Source organism: Candidatus Sphingomonas phytovorans, from assembly GCA_029202385.1.
Classification (GTDB): domain Bacteria; phylum Pseudomonadota; class Alphaproteobacteria; order Sphingomonadales; family Sphingomonadaceae; genus Sphingomonas; species Sphingomonas phytovorans.
In genome coordinates, this window is the sequence record CP119314.1 from 5041352 (window position 1) to 5062540 (window position 21189).

Genomic DNA, 21189 nt, shown 5'->3' on the forward strand with positions numbered 1-21189 from the left:
CGACTCGTGCTTGCCGTGCCTCCAGGCGAGGGCGTGTGGACAGGATCATGTTGAGCGCAGCTCTTGCTCTTCTCCTCTCGCCAGTGCCTGCCGCGACCGTCCCCGGTTCGTCGCGCGATGCGCTGACCCAGATCGTCTTCACCGTTCGCGACAAGGCGTCGGCACTTGCCCAGCTTGCCGGCGTGGAGGCGGATGCCAATGCCGCGCTCGCCAGGATGCCGGGCGATGGTGACGCGCTGCTGACGCGGGCGATGGCGATCGGCTATCGCGCGAAGCTCAGCAAGAGCCGGCACGATGCGCTCGAATGCCGTGCGCAGTTCGAAATGCTCGTCGCGCGGAACCCGCGCGATCCGGAGGCACAGGCGGCGCTGGGCGGCTGGCATATCGACGCGGTCGAGGCATTGGGCGGGCTGGCCGCGCGGGCGGTGCTCGGCGCGCGGAAGACGACCGGCTATGAAGCGACCGACCGCGCCGTCGCGCTGGGCGGGGATCGTGCCTTGTTCACCGGGCTCGCCGCCCTGCTGCGGCTGTCGGTCGACCCGGCGGATTCGCGCGGGGCGGCGCTGGCCGATGCAGCGACGCGGGGCACGACGCCAACGCTGCTCGACCGGATGATGCAGCGCCGCGCGGTCGAGATGGTCGGCGCGCTCAAGGGCGGTGACCGGCGTCTCATCCAGGCGCTGGCGAAGCGCCTGCTGCCGCTCGGGCAGATCAGGGAATAGGCGGGCCGGCACGACGGGAATTTGTTCACGCGAAGCCGCGAAGACGCGAAGCGGATAGTCCAGCGGGAATGCAATCGTCCTCGACGGAGGTGCCGTTCGGGCCAATGCCGGGCCGGTCTTTCCCTGCGCAACCTCTCTTCGCGTCTTCGCGGCTTCGCGTGAATCCTTCCGGATGACGGCGCGACTCGCGATATCCATGCCGGTCCGCCGCGACGCCCGAAATTCCCTGTTCCGGGCGAATAACAGGGAATTTGTTTTTATTCCTAAGACTTGGAGGTGAGTGGAGAGCAAATCTCTCTTATATATCAATAAGATAATGCAGAATTCCCTGTTACGGGATAACAGGGAAAATCGCGCCCGGAACAGGGAAAATGTGGCGAGGAACAGGGAAATGACGGCGTTCCTCCGATGCGAGGGTGAAGCTCCGGTGCGGGCCCATTCGCGGTCATCCTGCGCCGGTGTTCGATGAGGTTGAATCGATCGATGCTGGGTCGAGCGCTTCCGGCTCACATCCGTCGATCGTTCGCCGCGGCGCCTTCCGTGCTTGCATCCCGCGCCTCACCCGCATATGTGCCCCACCCTCGGTCGGGGCGTAGCGCAGCCTGGTAGCGCATCACACTGGGGGTGTGGGGGTCGCAGGTTCGAATCCTGTCGCCCCGACCAATTTCACCACACCTTTGCAGATGCTTATGTGGGTACCGAAAGATATCGGGGTGCTGCGCAGCGGCGTCTAGCATATCTCTAGCGGCAGCCGCAGAATGGTATGGAAGAGTGTCTAAGTGGTTTAAGGAACTGGTCTTGAGAACCAGCGACGGTGCAAGCCGTTCTTGGGTTCGAATCTCACCTCTTCCGTCAGATTGTGTTTAATAAATACCCTTGTTCATACTCGCTGACAGTCGAGCCATACCCTCAGCAGCCCGCCTGTGATAATCGTCCTCAAGCGTGGTCGGTTCGTTCGCGGGCTGCGTGAGATAAATTGCCACACCGTCAAACCGAGACGTGCAAACGGGGCACAGCACCTTGGTGGGCGAGTCTTCTTTCACGGTAAAGGTCAAACGCCCATCTCGTTGCTCGCAAGTGGGACAGACGGGCAGTCCTGCCGGTTGGCCCGCCGCATCAGCGCGGTACTTGAAGCCGCCGCGCCCGTCGACCAGTTCAGCCTGGCCCGCGAGTGTCGCCTTCAATCGCTCAAACTCAGCGTCTTTAGCGGTTGCGGCCTCACGCGCCGCGACAAGTTCAAGTTTAGCGTCGCTAAGCGCCGTCATCAGATCAGCGACCTGGATTTTATAAGTTGCCGCGTCGAAGCTCTTTTCGACTGCACGCATTCCCTTCACAACGTCGAGCGCTTGGCTCACGGCGGCGATTGCTTCCACGATAGGCAACGGAAACCCTCCTGTTTCACCGTTTGCTATCAGGAATTGGGCGGAACAGAAAGGGATCGTCACGACGGCGCCCGCACCCGAGGGCACGAGGCGTGGCACAGGCGCTGAATGTCGAAAAGTGGTGGAGAGCGGGCATTTCGCTGGCACCCTCGCCGGCATGTTGGCAGACTGGTCAGATGAAGTGTTGGCGAGTGGTTCTTTTGACGGTTGTAGCGTCGGCTTGCTCTCAGGAAGCGCCGAAGGCCTGCTCTCCGCCCCGTTCGACGTGGGGACACCCACGGAGCTTCGGGCTCGTCATGTTAAATAAGATCGCTCTGGATAGAGCAGGCAAAACTTATTTGAACGGCAAGCCGGTGTCGCGGGAAGCGCTGGACAAATATCTCGCGTTGGGGGTGGCGATGAACCCTGAACCTTGGGTATTTCTCGAAACCGAAATGGGTGCATCCTGCGCCTCCGTTGAGGCTATCCGAGACCAAATAGAACAGCATGTGGACTGCGCGACTGGATACCGCTGCAACGAAGGCATTATGACCGTTTGGGACAATACGCCGAGCCAGCGGGGTGTCCCCGTCTCCTAAGAGGCGTCATGAACCCCCACCACGGTGGACGCAGACAGTTCCGGCGCCACAATGGCGAGGTCGTCGCCGCGGATGAGCGCGCGCCATTCAGGCGTCAGGGCTTCCAGATCGTCGCTGCGCAAACGGCGCAGATCCACCAGGAACCAATCGCCTGGCGGCGTATCCGAGGGGCGGGCCAGCATCACATCCTTGCGCCAGTCGCTGCCCTTGCCCGTGGTCGCATCGAAGTCGTGCACGGCCACTTGGCGGCCGACCCCGTTGTATCTGGCTTCGGCGGGAGCAACACCGCTCAGCCCTGTCGAAGCATCTCATCAATCAGGCGCTGATCCTGGTCGAGCACCCAGCATTCGAACAGCAGCGAATCCCTGATGGCATAGATCAGCGTCCGCTCGATCTCCACCGCACGCCCGCCGATCGAAATCTCCTCCCGCGCCAGGATCACGCCGCGCGTGGCGCCCACCGCTATGTCGCTGATCTCGATCAGCCGTCGCCGTGACCGGCGGGAGAAATCGGCCAGTGCGGCCAGCGCCGCGCCTTTGCCGCGATGGACGCCGGCCAGCGGGCTTGTCCCGAAATAGTGAAGCGTGAAATCGTCATGATAACAGGAGGCGATCCCTTGAAGGTCGCCCGCACGCCATGCCGAGGCGTAGCGAGTCAGGACGGTCCGAATATCGTCGCTTGCACTGTCATTCATCGCTGGTCCCTTTCGCGTACGGTGCCGTCATCCGTCCGGCGGAGTGCGCCGCGAGTGTCAGGAAGATCCGGTCGGGTCAGATCGCGAACCGCGCCGCTGGGATATTTCATGACTGCACCCCCAGATCAGGAACGCCAAAATCGCCATGATCGCAAGGTGCGTCAGCGCTGCCACGACAAAGCCGATCGGCTTGTCCTGCCAAGTTACATATCCGGCCGGACTGGTTGAAACCAACAGCATTCCGGTCGCGAATGCCTGAAAGATTCGATAGGTTTCCACGACCAGCACGGTGAGGGAAAAGAGCAAGCCAAAGGACGCGCAAATCAGGCCTTCCCTTTGCAACATTCCAGACGTGCGGTTTCTTATGCGACGGCCCATAAAGACGACAATCACGACGGCCAGACCGGTAAGTGCATCCAGCAAGCGGGGTTCCTGGCCGGTTGCGAGGCGCAGGCCTGAAACCAGCAGCATCGTGGCGGTGAACGCGATCACGTATCTCATGGTCCACTCCCCCAAAACGCCAACGCAGCATAAGGCGCCGACATAGTGTTCACCAGCAACCCGCAGCATCCGACAAGGCCCGAACCGGCCCAGTAAAACGCCTTTCCTATATCATATATTTGATATAGCTCCATCCGACTCCACGGACAGGTACACGGCAAAAGCCGGTGATGTGGAGAACGAAAATCCCGGCGCGCGCCGGTCCTTTTGGAGGGAGATGACCTGATGCGTGTTGTGAAGACCGGTTTTGTCGCGGGGATGATGGCGGGCGCGGCGATGCTGGCGCATCAGGCGTTCGCCCAGGCGGCGCCCGCTCCGGCGGGGGCGCCGCCCGCCGCGCGTCCCGCGCCGCCACCGCCCATCTATGGCTGGGTGCCCAAGAAGAACCCGGTCCAGGCCTATGTCGCCCCCAACAAGCCATGGTGGAAGCTCGCCGACGTGCTCGCGCTGCACAAGGGCCAGGCGAGCTGGTCGCAACCCATCGTGCGCAACAAGGATCTCATGGCCGACTGGCACCAGCTTGCCCCGGGCGCGAAGACGCCCGAGGTCCTCTATGCCGACAACCGGGTCGCGATGATCGTCTGGAGCGGCCAGGTCAGGGTCAGCATCAAGGGCCAGGAACCGTTCGTCGCCTCAAAGGGCTTCGAGATCAACGTGCCGCTGCGCCTGCCCTTCACGATGGAGACGGTCGGGGCCGCGCCCGCTTTGTGGCTGGAGGTCCATGAGGCCGGCGACATCCCGATCTATCCGGATACCGGCACGTCGACCAGGCCGGCCGACATCAAGGGCGTGACCTATACGAGGGCGATCCTGTCGGGCGGGGACGGCGTCTATGACGGCGCCAACAAGCCCTATCTCGATTATTACAAGGACGTCGTCGGCGCGAACGGCCGGGCGGGGGCCTTCATCGCCAGCGACCATATGTTCGTGAACAATATCCGCGGCAAGGGCACGCCAACGCCGCCGCCGACCAATCTCGGCCATTTTCACACCAATTACAGCGAGTTCTGGTTCGTGATGGAAGGCAATGTCGATTACCAGATCCAGGGTGTCCCGTTCTTCACCGCCTCCGCCGGCGATGTCGTGACGGCTGAGGTCGGGCGCTGGCACCGCGCAAGCTTCGGCGGCCCGGTGGGGGAGATGGCGACACGCGTCGCGATCAACCCGTTCCCGCGCGGACTGCACAATTACACGCCGGAATCGAACGGCCGCCAATAAGGGGTTCGAAACGGCAGGTCCGGAAGCTCCGCCCGCGAGAGCAGGCGGGGTTCTTCTTTCTCCGACACTGATAACTTTAGCGCGCCAGCGCCGCCAGCTTGCCGGTATCGACTGACGCGACCGCCTGTTTCAGCGTGTCGATGGTCGGCGCGGCGCCTTCGGCGGACACCATGAAGCGGCTCGCGACCATCGTGACGTAGCTGCCGCTCTTCGACTGGGTATCCCATTTCTCGGTGACCATCGCGCCGCCGACCATTGCGGTTTTTTCATAGCCGGTCGCGGTCTGCTTGCTCGACTGCATGTTCATCGCGCCGCCGAGCGAGGCAAGCGCGCCGGCCGCCGCCATGTCAGTGACCGACAGGTCGAAGCTCTGGTCGCCCGAGATATAGTGGCCCTGCGCATGACTTCCGGCGATTCCGCCGACCCCGCCGCTCTGGGACTCGACGTCGCCGCGCGCGAAGCCGCCGATCGTGGCGGGCAGCATCGCTTGCAGCGTCGCGGCGGCGATCGGGGTCGCGGTGCCGTTCTGCATCTTGTCGGTCGCCGCCTTCATGCTGGCGACGGCAGCGTTGGCCTTGTCCAGATCGACCGTGCCCATGCCGGGCAGGTTCAACGATCCGTTCACCGTCCCGGCATCAGTCGCTGCGTTGAACATCGGGCGCGCGAACGACGAGCCGACCTGGGTCGCCACCGCGCCGCACACCAGGAACACCACGATCGAGACGAGCATCGTCACGACGACATAGGGCGTGGCGCGTCCCTCGGGCACTTTCATCAGGATCGGCAGGCCGACCCAGAGGAGGTACAGGCCGTACAGGCCGAGGAGCGCCAGCCAGCTCAGCATCGGGATGATCTGGAAGACGCCGGCAAGCCAGCCGGCGGTGCCGGTGAACGCGGCGACCTTGAACGCTGAAACCGGATTCTTGGTGCCGCCGAAGCTGGGCGCAAGGGCGTTGATGATCAGCGACAGGATATAGACGCCGATCAGGGCAAGGACGTAGCCGACGAGTGCGCTGCTGACAGCCACACCGATCGGCGGGCGATAGGTGACGCCGAGGAAGCTGTAGCCGAAGACCAGCGCGCCGATCAGGCCGGCGACCGGGCCGATCGCCGCCAGCGGCACGACCCATCCCGTATAGATGCCCTTGATCGTCATCGGTTCGGCGTCGATCCTGGGCCATTCCTGCGCTGGCGCAGTCAGCAGTCGCTTGATCCGTTCCACCATGTTCGTGGGTTGGTCGCCTGGAATATGCGTGGCCATGGCCTGCTCCCTGTTGCTTGTCCCCCGACTGCGCGACCCTAGGCCCGGGCGTCCCGAAGGATAGGATCAAGGCGACATGCGCGACAGTTTCGCCCGTGCCGACCATAGCATGGTTCGCAATTGCGTGGCAGCGCCGTCATGCTATCCCGCCACGGCATCCGTTCCGGAGGGTCACGTGCGCGCCAAACTCGCCTTCTTCCTGTCAGCCACCGCAACTGTCGCCACGCCGACGATGGCTGCGCCCGTCCATCAATATGCCGGGCTGGTCCTGTCGGCGAAGGGCGACCTGATCGCCAGCGTCGAGGGAGACGAGGACACGTCCCATTCGGCCATCGCCATCCGGTCAGCGAAGGACGGGCGGATCGTCCGCACGATCGACCCCTGCGCCGCCTGCAGCTATTCGGGCCTGACCTTTGCGCCCGACGGTACGCTCGCCTTTCTGCAGCGCGACCGGAAGGCGGGGACCGTCGCGCTGATGATCGATGGCGGCACGCCGCGCGCCATCGCGACGGTCGGCGGCATCGCCCAGACCCCGCGCTTCTCGCCCGACGGCAGGCGGATCGCGCTGCTCGTCACGATCGGCGCGGCGAAGGAAGCCGGCGCGACCCAGGCCGGCGTCAGGCAGATCGGCGAGATCGGCGAGCATAGCGACGAACAGCGCCTTGCCGTGTTCGACGTGGCGGGCGCCCCGGTTGCCCCGGCCGAGGTGAAGCCGCTCTCGCCGGCCGGCCGCTATGTCTATGAATATGACTGGACACCCGACGGCAACGGCTTTGTGGCCTCCTCGGCGCTAGGCAATGGCGACAATAACTGGTGGGTCGCGACGCTCGATGCGATCGATGCGCGAACCGGCGCGGTGCGCAGGATCGCGAAGCCGGCGACCCAGATCAATTTCCCTCGCATCTCGGCCGATGGCAGGACGGTCGCCTATGTCGGCGGGTTGATGAGCGATTTCGGATCGGTCGGCGGCGATGTGTGGACGGTGCCGTTCGCCGGGGGCGTGCCGCGGAACATGACCGAGGGAGCGCCCTTTACCGTCACCTCGCTGCTATCGACCGGCAGCCGTTTTCGCGGAACGATGCTGAAGGGCAGCGATGCCGGCCTGCTCGACCTTGGCGCGCAGCCCGCCATCGGGTGGAGCCGCCCTTCGAGCTTCGAGGCGGGCGACGCCAGGGTCGCCTATAGCGCCGATGGCCGGGCCGTCGCGATGGTCGTGCAGGACTATACGCACGCGCCCGCGATCTTCGCCGGGCCGGTGGCCAGGCCGGTGCAGATCACGCACGATAATGACGCGCAGCCGGCGCTCGTCACCGCGCGCAGCGTGACGTGGAAGAATGACGGCTTCGACGTGCAGGGCTGGCTGCTCGCGCCCGCCGGTGCCGATCCGGCGAAGAAGGCGCCGATGGTCACCGTGGTGCATGGCGGGCCGGCCGCGGCGTCAACGCCCAATTTCCTGCCGGCGAACGGCCTGTCGGCGGGCCTTGCCCGTGCCGGCTATTATGTCTTCCTGCCCAATCCCCGTGGCAGCTATGGCCAGGGCGAGGCCTTCACCGCGGCGAACAAGCGCGATTTCGGCGGGGGCGACCTGCGCGATATCCTGGCCGGCATCGATGCCGTCGAGAAGATCGCGCCGATCGACGAGGCCCGGCTGGGCCTGACGGGCGGTAGTTATGGCGGCTTCATGTCGATGTGGGCGAACACGCAGACCAAGCGCTTCAAGGCGATCGTGGCGGGGGCGGGGCTGTCCAACTGGATCAGCTATTACGGCACCAACGGCATCGACCAGTGGATGCTGCCTTTCTTTGGCAAGACGATGTACGACGACCCGAAGGCCTATGAGGCGGTATCAGCCGTCTATTTCATGAAGCAAGCCAGGACCCCGACCTTCATCTATGTCGGCGAACGCGACATCGAGGTGCCGCCGACCCAGTCGATCGAATATTGGCATGGGCTGAAGGATCAGGGCGTGCCGACCAGCCTGGTGATCTATCCAGACGAGGGACATCGGATCCGCGCGCCGGGGAACATGGCCGATGTGCAGAAGCGCACGATCGCGTGGTTCGACACATATCTGGCGGGGTCGAACTAGGCGTATTTTCCCTCTTCCGCAGGGGGAGGGGAATTATCTGAGCGGCTTGCCTGAGTCTTTCCAGCGGTCGAGAATCTGGGACTCTCCGGTCGTATCGGCTGGCGCGACCGCGGGTTTCAGCGTGCCGCTCTGCGCATAGGCTGGCTGAATCGAGGCCGGCACGGTCGGGGGAGTGGATGTCGGCACGGCGGCCGCAGCGGTCGCCAGGACCAGGTCGGGCGTCGCGGGGCGGGGATGCGGCCCGGGGAAGGGCTCGCCCCCGGCATAATGCTGGCTGAACGCGGCGGGTGTGCCCCACCAGCCCTGCCAGCGGTGGAAGAAATGGGCGCCGAGCGCGGCGGTCATCACCAGGCTGCGGTTCCAGGACGGGGTGACCGCATAAGTGTGGTAATGGGTCGCGAGGCCGACCGGCGCGAACACATGGCCGTTCAGTGCCGCCGCCGCGACCTTCATCGCACGGAGCCAGTATGTGCGCGACGGCGCCCGTGCCATCGATCCGTCGCAGGCGAAGCTGAACTGGCAGCCGGTGCCGCGCTCCGACCCCTGATAGACGACGCCGCACACCGTCGCGGGGAAGGCGGGATGGCGCATCCGGTTGAGGATCACCTGCGCCACTGCCTGCTGGCCTGCATCGGGCTCGGTCGCCGCCTCGTAATAGATCGCGGTGGTCAGACATTGCAGCGCCCGCGCGCGATCGGTCGGGCTGGCATTCTTCATCGAGAAGGGCCGGGCCGGGCGAATCGAGGCATCGGTCGCCAGCGATGCCGCCTCGGGCGGCAGCGGCATGTCGGGCAGCCTGGTCGTTCCGGTCGTGCCGGCGCCGGGGGTCGGGCTCTCCTCGGCGATATAGAACCAGGCGGCGCCGGGGAAATGATCCTCGGCCTCGTAGCCGACGGGCTTCGCCGCCCTGGCTTCGGCCTTGGCCTGCTGTTCGACGATCGCGCGGAGGGCGGCATGGGCGGAAACGCCCGCGCAGATCAGCGCGACGATCCCGACGATGCCGAGCTTGCCGAGCCGCCGCATCCTGAACCAGTCTTTGATCGCGCCCCAGGCCATGGCTGCGCCATAGCCGATCGATCCCGGCCGCGCTGCCCTCCATTTCAGGGTGTGTCGCAGCGAAACACTTGGTGGTTAACGTAATTCTTGGAAAGCTCCCTCTCCCCTCGTGGGAGAGGGAAGGGGCCCAGGCGAAGCCTGGGAAGGGTGAGGGGGACATTCGAAGTTCGAGCCTCACTCCCCCTCATCCAACTCCGACTAACTCTCTTCGTTCGCACGTCTCCGTATCCTTCTCCCACAAGGGGAGAAGGAGCTATTTCAGCGCGGCCGTGTCCAGCTTGAGCGCGCTCGCCGGGATCAGTTCCAGCTTCGGATAGGCCTTGCGCAGCGCCTCGATGAAGTCCTTCGCATCGCCGACCACGATGATGCTCGCCCGATCCGGATCGAGCAGGCGCGCCGCGGCTGCCTGCACCGCAGCCGGGTCGACCGCCGAGACCTTCGACGTGAAGGCCTTGAGCTCGCTCAGCGGCACGTCCTGAACGACATAGGCGCCGAGCACGCCCGCGATGCCGTCGGTCGTCTCGACGCCGCGGCCGAAATCGCCGATCAGCGTCGCCTTGCGCGGTTCGAGCTCGTTCGCCGGCACCGGCTCCGTTCCGAGGCGCTTCATCTCGGCGACCATGATCGCCACGGTTTCCGGCGCGGTCGGGTTCTTGGTCTGGGTCCGGGCCGAGATCGAGCCGGGCTCGCGCCGTGCCGACAGGGAGCTGCCCGCGCCGTAAGCGAGGCCACGCTTGATCCGGATCTCCTGGTTGAGTCGCGAGGAGAAGCCGCCGCCCAGCACGGTGTTGGCGACGCTCGCCGGATAGAAGCTGGGATCGCGGCGGGCGATGCCGGGCCGGGCGACCACCACACCGGCCTGCCCCGCGCCCGGCATGTCGACGACGATCACGCGGGGCTCGGGCAGGGGCTGGCCGGCGGTGGGGGCTGGGGTCTGCCGGGCGGTGGAGCGCCAGCCGGCGAAATTCTTCTCGGCGAGCGTCCTTGCCGCTGTGGGCGTGATGTCGCCGACCAGCACGAGTGTCGCCTGGTTCGGCTGCCATGTCCTCGCATAGGCGCTGCGGATGTCCGCTGCCTTGATCGCCTTCAGCGATTCGGGCGTGCCCGACAGCGCATGGCCATAGGGCTGGTTGCCGAACACCGCCCGGCCCGCGACCAGCCCGGCAAGCTGCGATGGGTCCTTGATCGTGACCGAGACGCCGTCGATCGCCTGGGCGCGGGCGCGCTCGATCTCCTCGTCCGCAAAGGCCGGATTCTGCGCGACATCGGCGAGGATGCCGAGCGCGGGTGCTGCCTGGTCCGACTTCACCGTCACCGAGATGGACGATCCGTCCCAGCTCGCATCGCTGCCGATCGATCCGCCGAGCGCCTCGATCTGGGCGGCGATCTGCGTGGCGGAGCGGGTGCGGGTGCCCTTCGGCAGCAGGTCGGCGGTCAGGCTGCCAACGCCGGCGCGGTCGGACGGGTCGGCGGCGCCGCCGCCGGTCGCCACCAGCGCGGCGGTGAGCAGCGGCAGATCGTGCTTCTCGACGACGAGCACGCGCAGGCCGTTGGCGAGCCTGATCTCTTGCGGTGCCGGAATGGCCGCGACGACGGGCGCGCCCGGCGCTGGCGGTGCCACCCGCTCCGCCTCCGGTGCCGGCGTCACGATCTCCACATTGGCGGGCGCGGCCAGCGGCGCGACCTGGACCGTCGAGGCGACTGTCACCGTGTCGCCCTTGGCGCCGGCCGGGGCGCTTTCGGCGGGGAGATAGTGGATCGCGGCCGAGCGCTCGTCGCGGAGATATTTCTGCGCGACCCGCTGGATATCGGCGGCCGTGACCCGGGCGATCTCGGCAAGCTGCCGGTCGGAAGCGCGCGGATCGCCGTTGATGATCACCGAGGCGGCGAGGGTCGAGGCCTTGCCCTCGGCCGTCTCCCGGCCGCGGAGCACGCTGGTCAGGATCTCGTTCTTCGCCTCGGCCAGCTCGGCGGCGGTGACGGGCGCGTCGCGCAGCCGCGCCACCTCGCGCCGCAGCGCCGCTTCGCCGGCATCGGCGGTCTTGCCGCCAGCCAGGATCGCGAAGACGCCGAGATTGCCCGGGCCCTGCTTGGTGTCGAGATAGGTCTCGGCGGTCTGGGCGAGCTGGTCGCGATAGACGAGCGTCTCGTACAGCCGCGAGCTCTCGCCCTGCGACAGCACCGCATTGAGCACGGTGAGCGCGGGGATGTCGGCATCATTGTCGGGCGGCAGCGGATAGCTGATCATCACCGCGGGCAGGGGCGTGTTCTGCTCATAGACGGTGACGTGAGTCGCCCTGGTGCGCTCGGGCTCGGTCACCGTCACGCGCGGGATCGGGCGGTCGGGCTTCCTGATGCCGGCGAAATACTGGTCGACCCAGGCATCGAGCTGCTTCGGATCGAAATTGCCCGACACGACGAGGATCGCATTGTCGGGCCGGTAATAGGTCGCGTGAAAGGCGCGGACATCGTCGATCGTCGCGTTTTCCAGATTCTCCAGGCTGCCGATGCCGGGCCGGGCATAGGGGTGCTTCGTGTAGGAAATCTCGGGGAAGTAGATCGAGAAGAGCTTGCCATAGGGCTGGGCGAGGGTGCGCAGGCGCAGCTCCTCCTTCACCACGTCGCGCTCGGACGCGAAGCTCTTGGGCTCGACCACCAGGCTCGCCATCCTGTCGGCCTCGGCGAACAGCAGCCGTTGCAGATGATTGGCCGGCACCACCTCGTAATAATTGGTATAGTCGTCATTGGTGGAGGCGTTGTTGTAGCCGCCGACATCCTCGGTCAGCCGGTCCATCTGTTCCGCGACGAGGTTGCGCGTCGCCTTGAACATCAGATGCTCGAACATGTGGGCGAAGCCGGATCGGCCGGCGGGATCGTCCTTCGATCCGACATCGTACCAGACCTGCACCGCGACGTTGGACGTCCCGGTATCGCGGATCGCATAGACGCGTAGGCCATTGGCCAGCGTGCGTTCGGTGAAGTCGAGCGGCTTCACCGCGGCGGCGGGCGCTGGCGCCTTCTGCGCCTGGGCCGAGAGCGGGAGCAAGGCTGCGCCCAACAGGAGGACGGCACGGGAAAGGCGCATGAACGATGACTCCAGTGTTGCAGGAGGAGGCTGGTTGCGGGTTGGTGTCGCGCCGGGGTCGGGTTGTGTCAATTCTGCGGGACACCGGCTGCGCGGTGCCTGATGCCGGATACCGGGGCATCAGCACTTCGGATCGGCGGCCCGGTTGATATCGGCGGTGCCGAGGATCGTCTTCGCATAGCCGCCCCGGGCGACTGCGATCATCGCGCGCCCGACCTTCTCGGTCGTGGTCGCCAGTGCGGGGGATAGCGCGCCCAGCAACGAGGCGAGCGGTCCGGTCAGCGCATAGGCGGCGCGATACCAGCCTGTTTTCGAGACGATGCCGTGGAGTGGCTGGATGAAGCCGGGCCGGAACATATAGGCGGCGGCGAACGGCAGGGCGAACAGGGCATTCTCGGTCCGGCCCTTCACCCGGGCCCACATGATCCGGCCTTGCTCGCTGCTGTCAGTGCCGGCGCCCGTCACGTAGATGAAGGTCATGCCGGGATTGAGTCCGGCGAGCAGCGTGGCGGCCGTCACCGTCAGGTCGTGGGTGATGCGCGTATAATCGGCCTCGGACATGCCGACGGCCGAGACGCCAAGGCAGAAGAAGCAGGCATCGAAGCCGCTCAGCTCCGCTGCCTCGCCGCCTATGTCGAACAGATCGGGGAGCAGGATTTCGCGGAGTTTCGGGTCAGCCCGTCCGGACGGCGCACGGCCGACCGTGACCACCCGGTCGACGCCCGGATCGATCAGGCATTCGCGCAGCACGCCTTGCCCGACCATGCCAGTCGCACCGAAGAGGAGGATGTTCATGGACGAGAGGTAACAGGCGGGAGCGCCCGGGGATAGCGAGCAAGCGTCGGGGCCTGAACCCCGGGCGGCGGAATCAACCGCCGCGGCGCGGCTTGCTCTCCTCGGATGGCCCGTTTGGCCCGACCGGGCCGATCGGCACGGCCCCGTTGCGCGCCGCGGCCTTCTCTGCCGGGGTGACCACGCCGTCGTGATTGGTATCCATCAGGTCGAACGCAGCGAGGGCGCGCGCGCCCGCTTCCTTGCGGCTGAGCTTGCCGTCATGATTGGTGTCGACCGCGTTGAAGGCGGCGTCGGCGGCGTTGAGCATCTTCTGCGCCTGCTCCCGTGATGGGGCGCCGGCCGTGCCTGGCGGGGTCCGGTTCAACACCGCGGCCATGCGCTTGGCGAATTCGGCGCGGCTCATGAAGCCGTCCTTGTTGGTATCGGCGAGATCGAACACCTGCTTCACCTGCGCCTCGACCTGAGCGCGCGTGACGTTGCCGGCCGGCGCGGCAGGCGCCCTTGTCTGCGCAAGGAGGGGCGTCGCAAATGTCAGGGCGATGATCGCGCCCAGGGTCGGAGAGTTGGTACGGAGCATCGAAGAACCTTTCGCGGGCGCATGGGCTGCGGCCGGGCGCAGCATCGCTTCGGGACAAGCGATAGGCTGGGCAAGCTATCTGCGAGGTGAACGGGCCGGGGCGAGGCGCGGGTCGGATATACGGTGCCTCTTTCAGCTCTTGCTTTCTAACGCCTACTATATTAGTAGGATATTTAGATGAGCGGGACGAATCGTCTGCCGGCAGCATATCGCGATCACGCGGTGTGGGCCTCGCTTTCCCACTATATCATCGGCCCCGAGGACGCTGCGCTGACCTTCACGGCACGGCTCGCGCGGGAAAACGGGTGGAGCACGGCTCATGCCGCGCGAGTGGTCGACGAATACAGGAAATTCTGTTTCCTCGCCGTCACGGGCGACCGCGAAGTCACGCCGTCAGACGCGGTCGATCAGGCGTGGCATCTGCACCTGACCTACAGCCGGGACTATTGGGAGCGCTTCTGCCCCGAGATCCTCGGTCGCCCGCTCCATCACGGCCCGACGGCGGGCGGCGCAGGCGAGCGCGGCCGCTTCTTCGAGCAATATGCCGATACGTTGAAACGCTATGAGCAGGTCTTCGGCGAGGCGCCGCCGGCGGATATCTGGCCGGGCGGGGCGCAGCGGCTGATCGACGATCCCCGGGCGCGCCGGGTCCACCCGCGCGACGCCTTCATCATCCCCAGGCGCAGGGCGCTGTCGTTCCTGCTGGCGACGCTGATCGCAGCGGCGGCGCTCCTTGCGTTTGCGGTGTCACGGTAGAGGAGCATGACCATGTCTCTCGGACCTTTCGACCTGACTGGTAGGCCCTTTCTCGAGCTTTACGGGCTCTTCCTGGTCCTCACCATCATCGCCGGCTTCGTCATCCCGCGCTGGCTGCGTCCGGAGGGGCGATCGGGACGCGTCGCGGAGACAGGCCAGCTTGCCTATCTGGCGGGCGGCGCGGCGCGCTTCGCCGATGCCGTGGTGATGCGCCTGCTTGCAGTGCGGGCGCTCGTCATGATCGACAAGAAGGGCTTCCACGCCGCGGTGCGCAACGAGGGCAGGACGCCCGCGGAGCGCAGCGTGCTCGCCTTGCCGGGAGAACTCCGCTGGCCGCTGATCGAACGCGCGCTGAAACCCTATTCATCGCCGGTGCGGAGCAAGCTGGTTGCCGCGGGCCTGATGATGGATGACGGCCTGACCTTGCAGATGCGCTTCTGGCAGACGCTGCCTTATTTCCTGCTGCTGCTCTTCGGCGGCACCAAGCTGCTGATCGGCATCGAGCGCGGGCGGCCGGTCGGCTATCTGACGCTGCTGCTGATCCTGACCGCCATCTTCGCGCTGATCCGCTGGATCGCGGTCGACCGGCGGACGCAAGGCGGCCATGCCGCGCTGAAACGGGCGAGGATGGATGCCGACCGGCTGCGCCGCGCCCCGACCACGACCGAGACCGACCTGGCAGTCGCCCTGTTCGGCACGAGCGTGCTGGTGGGTTCCGGCTGGTCCGACTTCCACACGCTTCGCACCGCAAGTTCGGGCGACAGCGGCAGCGGTTCAGGCGATGGCGGCGGTGGCGGCGGGTGCGGTGGTGGGGGCTGCGGCGGATGCGGTGGCTGACCGCCCGTCGCGCTGATCAGCGCTTCTGGCGCGACCGGTTGGCGTAGAGCAAAGCAGCCACCACGGCTGCCGATCCGATGCCCAGGCCGATCGTCGCAAGCGGCCAGCGTTTCGCCTTGGCGGTGTCGCCGGTCGCGGCGGCCGCCTCGCGCTGCTCCTTGGCGGCGCGGGTGGCGGCGATGATCTCGTTGGTATCGTCCTGGTCGTCGGTAGCCAAGTTACTCTCCCTTGGGCGGGCCTGCATAATCCCGTCTGAACGCATCGGCAAAGGCCGCGATCCGCCCGCCTGCTATCGCGCCGCGAAGATCGGCCATCAAGACCTGATAAAACCACAGATTATGCTCGGTCATCAGCATCGCGCCGAGAATCTCGCCGGCGCGGACGAGATGATGGAGATAGGCGCGGCTCCAGGTGCCGCAGACCGGGCAGGGGCAGGCAGGATCGAGCGGCCCCTGATCCTCGGCGAATTTCGCGTTGCGGATGTTGATCGGACCGCCCCGGGTGAAGGCCTGGCCGGTGCGGCCGGATCGGGTCGGCAACACGCAGTCGAACATGTCGATGCCGCGTTCGACTGCCCCGACGATGTCGTCGGGCTTGCCGACGCCCATCAGGTAGCGCGGCTTGTCGGCGGGAAGCTGGCCCGGCGCGAAATCGAGGCAGCCGAACATTGCCTCCTGTCCTTCGCCGACCGCGAGCCCGCCGACCGCATAGCCGTCGAAACCGATATCGGTCAGTGCCTGCGCGCTCTCGCCGCGCAGCGTCTCGTCGAGCGCGCCCTGCTGGATGCCGAAGATCGCGGCGCCCTCGGCATGCGCGCCGCCGCCGTCGAACGCGGCGCGGCTGCGTTTCGCCCAGCGCATCGACCGCGCCATGGCGGCGGCCTGAACCTCCTTGGTCGAGGTGGTCGGCACCAGTTCGTCGAACGCCATGACGATGTCGGAGCCGAGCAGCCGCTGGATCTCGATCGAGCGCTCCGGGGAGAGGGTGTGGCGCGACCCGTCGAGATGGCTCTTGAAGGTCACGCCGTCCTCTGATCGGGTGGTCAGGTCGCTCAGGCTCATCACCTGATAACCGCCGCTGTCAGTCAGGATCGGTCGGTCCCAGCCCATGAAACCGTGCAGTCCGCCGAGTCGCGCGACTCGCTCGGCGCCGGGGCGGAGCATCAGGTGATAGGTATTGCCCAGGATGATATCGGCGCCCGCCGCGCGCACGTCCGCCGGTTTCACCGCCTTGACCGTTGCGGCGGTGCCGACCGGCATGAAGGCCGGGGTGCGGATCGTGCCGCGCTTCATGGCGATCTCGCCGGTGCGGGCCTTGCCGTCGGTGGCGTTGATGGTGAACTCGAAACGCGGGGACATGATGTGCCTCTAGCGGCGGAAGTCGGCTAATGTCGACACGCAACGCATCGCCGGCCTAGACATTGGCCCATTATGGCCGACGAGAAAAACAAGGCGCTGCGCGAGATGGCGCGGCACCGGGGATTGACGCTGAAGACGTCGCGGCGGCGTAAGTCGGGCGGCGATTTCGGCCGCTACGGCCTGGTCGATGCGGCGGGCAAGCCGGTGCTCGGCATCGGCGCCACAGGGCTCGAGGCAAGTGCCGAGGAAGTCGAGACCTTCCTGCGCGACGCGATGCGCGCGACCTGGAAAAGCTCCGCGGGGACGGTCAAGGCGCGGAAGGTTGTGCCTGAGGCTCGACCCGAACCGGAGCCCAAGCCCAAGCCGAAACCGAAACCGAAACCGAAACTCAAGGTGGTGGTCGCCAATCTGTTCGCGGATCTCCCGGCCGCGCGACGGGCCGAAGCCTTTACCGGGCTGCTCGACCGGCCGGGCGTGCGGATCGAACGGATCGTGTCGAACGGCCAGGCGACGCCTGAGGCTGAACCAATGGTGCAGGAGCGGGACGAATGGGTCGTGCTGCTGATGGGCGAGGCGGGGATCAGGATCGAGGATTCCGCGGCGGTGACACTCCGGCCGGGCGACCACCTGACGATCGCGGGCGGCCAGCGACACTGGGTGACCTATACCGCGAAGGACGAGCCGACCGTGTGGCTCGCGGTGCATGTCGGCTGAGCGCCGCTCTTCCCTTCCCCGGAAGGCAGATGTTCAGGGTCAGAATCCATTGATCACAGCCAGAAGATGACGGAGGCCGCGAGAGCGGTGGCGGAGAAGAAGGCGGTTGGGCATCGGTCGTAGCGGGTGGCGACGCGGGACCAGTCTTTGGGGTTCATGCCACCCTTGACGCGCCCGATCGTCCACCCGGGGCTTGCCGTGGGTCTGGGGGAAATACGGCTCACGCTGCGCCATCTGCTCGTCCGTCAACCAGTACGGGTCGCTCATATCCAGCCTCCTTACGGAGCCTGAAACAAACCAAGCCTCTCATATCAATGGTCCTGACCCTAGGGAGCGTCACGAACCCCCAACACGGTGGACGCAGAGAGTTCCGGCGCCACAACGGCGAGGTCGTAGCCGCGGATGAGAGCGCGCCATTCAGGCGTCAGGGCTTCCAGATCGTCGCTGCGCAAACGGCGCAGATCCAGCAGGAACCAAGCGCCCTGCGGCGTGTCCGAGGGGCGGGCCAGCATCACATCCTTGCGCCAGTCGCTGCCCTTGCCCGTGGTCGCATCGAAGTCACGCACGGCAACTTGGCGGCCGACCCCGTTGTATCTGGCTTCCACGCCTCTCGCGCCGACGACGATGAGGTTGAGTGATTTCACGCCCTCTCCGTCGGCATGCTCGGCGACGAAATTGCCCAGGTCGCGCTGGCCGAGTGGATTGTAGCCCTTGTAGAGATGCCAGGCGCCGAACTTCATCAGCACGCGCGCCTGTGGCGCCTTGGCGAAATGCGTGGCCAGCGTTCGCTTCATCAGCCGGGCCCTGCGCCCGTTCGGATCGCCACGGCGGGACTGCGACGCCTGATAGATAGCGCGTGTTTCGCGCAAGGCGACGAACAGCGCCTTGGCCCGGTCGCCGCCGTCCTGGTCGATGGCTGTCCCCGCCTGATCCAGCGTCGCATCGGTGGCCTTGAACAGAAACAGGTCCTCGGGCGAACGGGAGGTGAGCGCGACCTTCATCGCCGTCTGCTCCTGTTCGGCCAGCGCTTCGATCCGGGCGCGGGCGAGCGGTCCTGGACCGGCCGCGAGCATCTGTTCGAACAAATAGCCGCTCGCGCCGAAGAACTCCTGATCCAGCCCCCAAAGCTTGAAATCCGGCCCAGCGACACCCGCGCAATCGGCCGCCGTCCGCCCCTCGTCGCGGAAGTTGAGGAAGGCCATGGCGTCGGGATGGGCGCTCATGAAGTCAGAAATCTGCTGTTCCCGGTTCGGCTCCCTCAGCCGTGCATTGACCGCTCCGGCGGCCTCCGGCCCCATCTCGACGGCCATGGCCGTCAGGCCGCCCGGCGCCATCAATCGACAGATGTTCGTGGTGAAGGCGGGAATCTCGCGCGAAAAATGGCTCTCGCCGATGAGGACGTACCGGCTGGCGTCTATCGCTTCCGCCAGTATCGCGGCTCCCGGACCCGAGAAGCCCTCCGGCCGGACAATCAGCGGCGCCCCTGCGTGCGCAATGCGGTCAGCGAACGTAAGCGGTGCTACTGTCTCGGCGTGCGCGGAAGCCGCGCCCAGGCTTGCGAGCGCCAAGGCGGCCGCAATCGATTTCAGATTCATGTAAACCACCCCCGTTATGTGAAGCGAACTGGCGGCGATCTCTGAAAGCTACAAGTTAAATCGTGCTCACAAGTCTCCTCCCGGTTTGCAACCTAGCGCACCGCACGGCGTCGAGCCTGCGGGTAAAGGGGGGATCCCGGACGGCTGATTGGGCGCACCTAGGGTGGCATGAACCTCAAAGACTGCACCGCGTCGCCACCCGCTATGACCGATGCCCTACCGCCTTCTTCCCTGCCATCGCTTCCGCGGGTCCTGACCCTAGAGCGCCAGTTCCCAGATCTCGCCTTGTTCCGGTTTGCCGAATTCATGGTGGATTTCGGTCTTCACGATCACGAAGCCCTTGGCCGCATAGATCCGCCGCGCGCTCAGCAGCACGCTGTGGGTCCATAGCCGAAGCGTCGAATAGCCCGCCTCCCGCGCAAGGGCGACGCAGCGGCCGACCAGGTCGCCGCCGATGCCCATGCCGCGCGCCCATGGCTCGACATAGAGCAATCGCAACTGGGCGACGCCGTCGCCGGCATCGACCACGAAGATCGATCCCGCCATCACGCCACCGCTTTCGGCGACCCAGCATTGCTCGCGGCCAGCCTGATAATCGCGCAGGAAAGCCGAAGTGACGTCCCCGAGCAGCACCTCCATCGGTGCCGCCCAGCCATGGCTTTCGTTGTAGAGAATCGCCTGGCGCGCGGTGATCATGCCCATGTCGCCCGGGCCGAAGGTGCGGACGGCATAGCCGGCGGTCTTTCCTGCGGAGAGCAGCCCGCGCGCTGTGTCGAGCGCGGCGACCAGCACGCGCCGGTCGGCCTCGGCCAGCGGCGCGATACGCTGCTCAAGCAGGTCGCGCTGGCGCTTGTCGAGATCGGCGAACATCTCCCGCCCGGCTGCCGTCAGGGCGATCGGGCGGCGCCTGGCGTCCTCGCCGCGTCCGCGCTCGATCCATCCATTCGCCTCGAACTTGCGCAGCATTCGGCTGGCATAGCCCGCATCGAGCCCGATCACCTGTTGCAGGTCGATCGCAACGGGCTGGTCGCGCGTCGCGATCTCGTAAAGCAGGCGCCCCTCAGCCAGCGACAGGGCGCTGCCGAGGAAGCGCTGATCGAGGGCGCCGGAAAATTTCGTGTGAAAGCGGTTGAAGGCGCGCAGCGCGGGGATGGTCGAGTCCATGACCGCAGAATGCGTGGATTACTTGACGATGTCAACTAATGGTCAGCGCGGTGCGAAGCGTTCGAGCATTTCGTGGAATGCCGCGTCAGCCGCGGCATGCGACCGGGCATCGATCATGCCCTTCGGCTCGGCTTCGACGATGGCATATTCCGCCTGGACGAACGTCTCGATCTCGGCGGGCATCGGGGCCAGGCCAAGCTCGCGCGTCGCCGCCTTCCGGGCGATCAGCTCGGCGATGATCGCCCGAACCCGCGGCGGCGGATCGCATTCGGCGATCAATGTGGGGAAATGCATCGGCGGCGCGGTACCCGGATGATGCCGCATCCAGCGCAGCACCGCGGCGGGGCGCAGGATGTAGAACAGCCGCTTGATCGCGATGTCTTCTCCCTCATTCGCGCGGTCGCGTTGCTGCATGCCGAGATGAAGATAGTGGCGACGGATCAGCGCGAGCGGCGCATGGGCGTCGGCAAAGGCGGACAGGGTATCGCGAAAGGCTGGGTCGCCGCGATAGACGATCGGCGAGCGCAGCCATTCGATGGCGACCGCATTGCCCTTGACGATCAATCGCAAGGCCTTGGCGACATCCCATCCGTTGACGTCGAGCAGCCCGTCGAGCGGTGTCTCGATCACGTCGCGCCGTGGCCAGAGGGTCAGGTAATCCTGCCGCCGCCGGACGAAGAGAAAACGACAGTCATAGTCGCTGTCGGGCGAGGCAAAGCCCCAGGCGCGGCTGCCGCTTTCGATCGCGAGGGGCATCGCGACTCGATCGTCTTTCGTGATCGCCTCGAGACGGGCGTCGATCGCCTC

Annotated in this window: 21 protein-coding genes, 2 tRNA genes and 2 pseudogenes; 9 read left to right on the plus strand and 16 right to left on the minus strand. The window is 66.1% G+C overall.

All coding sequences use genetic code 11. The features are described from left to right. Nucleotides 1-47: 47 nt before the first annotated feature. The 3 genes from P0Y59_23150 to P0Y59_23160 all read left to right on the plus strand — a co-directional run bounded on the left by P0Y59_23150 (nt 48) and on the right by P0Y59_23160 (nt 1574). Nucleotides 48-722, plus strand: a complete 675-nt coding sequence (locus P0Y59_23150) for a hypothetical protein (GenBank protein ID WEJ99767.1) — start codon at nt 48-50, stop codon at nt 720-722. A 586-nt stretch (nt 723-1308) separates the two neighbouring features. After that, nucleotides 1309-1385, plus strand: a tRNA-Pro gene (locus P0Y59_23155). Nucleotides 1386-1487: 102 nt separating this feature from the next. Further along, nucleotides 1488-1574, plus strand: a tRNA-Ser gene (locus P0Y59_23160). Nucleotides 1575-1585: 11 nt separating this feature from the next. On the opposite strand, the gene P0Y59_23165 is transcribed toward P0Y59_23160, so the two are convergent. After that, complete coding sequence (locus P0Y59_23165) at nt 1586-2167, minus strand: hypothetical protein (protein ID WEJ99768.1); 582 nt, start codon at nt 2165-2167, stop codon at nt 1586-1588. 233 nt (nt 2168-2400) lie between these two features. Between P0Y59_23165 and P0Y59_23170 the strand changes: the two genes are divergently transcribed. Further along, nucleotides 2401-2682, plus strand: a complete 282-nt coding sequence (locus P0Y59_23170) for a hypothetical protein (protein WEJ99769.1) — start codon at nt 2401-2403, stop codon at nt 2680-2682. Here P0Y59_23170 and P0Y59_23175 read toward each other — a convergent pair. Genes P0Y59_23175 through P0Y59_23185 form a run of 3 tightly spaced genes read right to left on the minus strand, consistent with a single transcriptional unit; the run spans nt 2679 to nt 3877 of the window. Beyond that, the gene (locus tag P0Y59_23175) at nt 2679-2918 is read right to left on the minus strand and encodes a hypothetical protein (protein WEJ99770.1); all 240 of its coding nucleotides are present in this window, start codon (nt 2916-2918) and stop codon (nt 2679-2681) included. The two genes, P0Y59_23170 and P0Y59_23175, sit on opposite strands and share 4 nt — an antisense overlap. Nucleotides 2919-2971: 53 nt before the next feature. Beyond that, nucleotides 2972-3376, minus strand: coding sequence for a nuclear transport factor 2 family protein (locus P0Y59_23180; protein ID WEJ99771.1), 405 nt, complete (start codon nt 3374-3376; stop codon nt 2972-2974). A gap of 57 nt (nt 3377-3433) precedes the next feature. Then, complete coding sequence (locus P0Y59_23185; protein WEJ99772.1) at nt 3434-3877, minus strand: hypothetical protein; 444 nt, start codon at nt 3875-3877, stop codon at nt 3434-3436. 225 nt (nt 3878-4102) lie between these two features. Between P0Y59_23185 and P0Y59_23190 the strand changes: the two genes are divergently transcribed. Then, nucleotides 4103-5095: a cupin domain-containing protein gene (locus P0Y59_23190; GenBank protein WEJ99773.1), complete on the plus strand. Its 993-nt coding sequence runs from the start codon at nt 4103-4105 to the stop codon at nt 5093-5095. Nucleotides 5096-5171: 76 nt separating this feature from the next. On the opposite strand, the gene P0Y59_23195 is transcribed toward P0Y59_23190, so the two are convergent. After that, nucleotides 5172-6356: a Yip1 family protein gene (locus P0Y59_23195; GenBank protein ID WEJ99774.1), complete on the minus strand. Its 1185-nt coding sequence runs from the start codon at nt 6354-6356 to the stop codon at nt 5172-5174. Nucleotides 6357-6531: 175 nt separating this feature from the next. On the opposite strand from P0Y59_23195, the gene P0Y59_23200 reads away from it, so the two are divergent. Then, entirely contained in the window at nt 6532-8445 is a 1914-nt protein-coding gene (locus P0Y59_23200; protein WEJ99775.1) for a S9 family peptidase, read from the plus strand. 33 nt (nt 8446-8478) lie between these two features. Here the strand turns inward: P0Y59_23200 and P0Y59_23205 are convergent, their stop codons facing one another. From P0Y59_23205 to P0Y59_23220, 4 genes are all read right to left on the minus strand, one after another. Beyond that, nucleotides 8479-9501, minus strand: a complete 1023-nt coding sequence (locus P0Y59_23205; GenBank protein WEJ99776.1) for a cell wall hydrolase — start codon at nt 9499-9501, stop codon at nt 8479-8481. 253 nt (nt 9502-9754) lie between these two features. Then, the gene (locus tag P0Y59_23210; protein WEJ99777.1) at nt 9755-12586 is read right to left on the minus strand and encodes a pitrilysin family protein; all 2832 of its coding nucleotides are present in this window, start codon (nt 12584-12586) and stop codon (nt 9755-9757) included. Nucleotides 12587-12706: 120 nt separating this feature from the next. After that, complete coding sequence (locus P0Y59_23215) at nt 12707-13381, minus strand: hypothetical protein (protein WEJ99778.1); 675 nt, start codon at nt 13379-13381, stop codon at nt 12707-12709. Between the two features lie 73 nt (nt 13382-13454). Continuing rightward, entirely contained in the window at nt 13455-13958 is a 504-nt protein-coding gene (locus P0Y59_23220; protein WEJ99779.1) for an EF-hand domain-containing protein, read from the minus strand. A gap of 177 nt (nt 13959-14135) precedes the next feature. On the opposite strand from P0Y59_23220, the gene P0Y59_23225 reads away from it, so the two are divergent. Both P0Y59_23225 and P0Y59_23230 read left to right on the plus strand, forming a co-directional pair. Beyond that, nucleotides 14136-14714, plus strand: a complete 579-nt coding sequence (locus P0Y59_23225) for a hypothetical protein (GenBank protein ID WEJ99780.1) — start codon at nt 14136-14138, stop codon at nt 14712-14714. Between the two features lie 12 nt (nt 14715-14726). Continuing rightward, on the plus strand, nt 14727-15551 hold the full coding sequence (locus P0Y59_23230; protein WEJ99781.1) for a TIGR04222 domain-containing membrane protein: 825 nt from the start codon (nt 14727-14729) through the stop codon (nt 15549-15551). Nucleotides 15552-15567: 16 nt separating this feature from the next. Here the strand turns inward: P0Y59_23230 and P0Y59_23235 are convergent, their stop codons facing one another. Continuing rightward, nucleotides 15568-15768, minus strand: a complete 201-nt coding sequence (locus P0Y59_23235; protein WEJ99782.1) for a hypothetical protein — start codon at nt 15766-15768, stop codon at nt 15568-15570. Between the two features lies 1 nt (nt 15769). Next, entirely contained in the window at nt 15770-16909 is a 1140-nt protein-coding gene (tgt, locus tag P0Y59_23240) for a tRNA guanosine(34) transglycosylase Tgt (protein WEJ99783.1), read from the minus strand. 72 nt (nt 16910-16981) lie between these two features. Between tgt and P0Y59_23245 the strand changes: the two genes are divergently transcribed. Further along, entirely contained in the window at nt 16982-17623 is a 642-nt protein-coding gene (locus tag P0Y59_23245) for a hypothetical protein (protein WEJ99784.1), read from the plus strand. A 53-nt stretch (nt 17624-17676) separates the two neighbouring features. On the opposite strand, the pseudogene P0Y59_23250 reads toward P0Y59_23245, so the two are convergent. The 5 genes and pseudogenes from P0Y59_23250 to P0Y59_23270 all read right to left on the minus strand — a co-directional run bounded on the left by P0Y59_23250 (nt 17677) and on the right by P0Y59_23270 (nt 21183). After that, nucleotides 17677-17772, minus strand: a pseudogene (locus P0Y59_23250) (IS5/IS1182 family transposase). Between the two features lie 6 nt (nt 17773-17778). After that, a pseudogene (locus tag P0Y59_23255) lies at nt 17779-17890 on the minus strand (IS5/IS1182 family transposase). Between the two features lie 59 nt (nt 17891-17949). Next, nucleotides 17950-19218: a hypothetical protein gene (locus P0Y59_23260; GenBank protein ID WEJ99785.1), complete on the minus strand. Its 1269-nt coding sequence runs from the start codon at nt 19216-19218 to the stop codon at nt 17950-17952. 258 nt (nt 19219-19476) lie between these two features. After that, entirely contained in the window at nt 19477-20382 is a 906-nt protein-coding gene (locus P0Y59_23265) for a helix-turn-helix domain-containing GNAT family N-acetyltransferase (GenBank protein WEJ99786.1), read from the minus strand. Nucleotides 20383-20424: 42 nt separating this feature from the next. Next, nucleotides 20425-21183 (minus strand): nucleotidyltransferase domain-containing protein, encoded by a 759-nt coding sequence (locus P0Y59_23270; GenBank protein WEK02664.1) that lies wholly within the window; start codon nt 21181-21183, stop codon nt 20425-20427. Nucleotides 21184-21189: the final 6 nt, after the last annotated feature.

Excerpts from the sequence above, each read along its gene's own strand:
- P0Y59_23150 (WEJ99767.1), top strand. The coding sequence starts at position 48 with ATGTTGAGCGCAGCTCTTGCTCTTCTCCTCTCGCCAGTGCCTGCCGCG.
- P0Y59_23170 (WEJ99769.1), top strand. The coding sequence starts at position 2,401 with ATGTTAAATAAGATCGCTCTGGATAGAGCAGGCAAAACTTATTTGAAC.
- P0Y59_23180 (WEJ99771.1), bottom strand. The coding sequence starts at position 3,376 with ATGAATGACAGTGCAAGCGACGATATTCGGACCGTCCTGACTCGCTAC.
- P0Y59_23185 (WEJ99772.1), bottom strand. The coding sequence starts at position 3,877 with ATGAGATACGTGATCGCGTTCACCGCCACGATGCTGCTGGTTTCAGGC.
- P0Y59_23190 (WEJ99773.1), top strand. The coding sequence starts at position 4,103 with ATGCGTGTTGTGAAGACCGGTTTTGTCGCGGGGATGATGGCGGGCGCG.
- P0Y59_23195 (WEJ99774.1), bottom strand. The coding sequence starts at position 6,356 with ATGGCCACGCATATTCCAGGCGACCAACCCACGAACATGGTGGAACGG.
- P0Y59_23205 (WEJ99776.1), bottom strand. The coding sequence starts at position 9,501 with ATGGCCTGGGGCGCGATCAAAGACTGGTTCAGGATGCGGCGGCTCGGC.
- P0Y59_23210 (WEJ99777.1), bottom strand. The coding sequence starts at position 12,586 with ATGCGCCTTTCCCGTGCCGTCCTCCTGTTGGGCGCAGCCTTGCTCCCG.
- P0Y59_23215 (WEJ99778.1), bottom strand. The coding sequence starts at position 13,381 with ATGAACATCCTCCTCTTCGGTGCGACTGGCATGGTCGGGCAAGGCGTG.
- P0Y59_23220 (WEJ99779.1), bottom strand. The coding sequence starts at position 13,958 with ATGCTCCGTACCAACTCTCCGACCCTGGGCGCGATCATCGCCCTGACA.
- P0Y59_23225 (WEJ99780.1), top strand. The coding sequence starts at position 14,136 with ATGAGCGGGACGAATCGTCTGCCGGCAGCATATCGCGATCACGCGGTG.
- P0Y59_23230 (WEJ99781.1), top strand. The coding sequence starts at position 14,727 with ATGTCTCTCGGACCTTTCGACCTGACTGGTAGGCCCTTTCTCGAGCTT.
- tgt (WEJ99783.1), bottom strand. The coding sequence starts at position 16,909 with ATGTCCCCGCGTTTCGAGTTCACCATCAACGCCACCGACGGCAAGGCC.
- P0Y59_23245 (WEJ99784.1), top strand. The coding sequence starts at position 16,982 with ATGGCCGACGAGAAAAACAAGGCGCTGCGCGAGATGGCGCGGCACCGG.
- P0Y59_23260 (WEJ99785.1), bottom strand. The coding sequence starts at position 19,218 with ATGAATCTGAAATCGATTGCGGCCGCCTTGGCGCTCGCAAGCCTGGGC.
- P0Y59_23265 (WEJ99786.1), bottom strand. The coding sequence starts at position 20,382 with ATGGACTCGACCATCCCCGCGCTGCGCGCCTTCAACCGCTTTCACACG.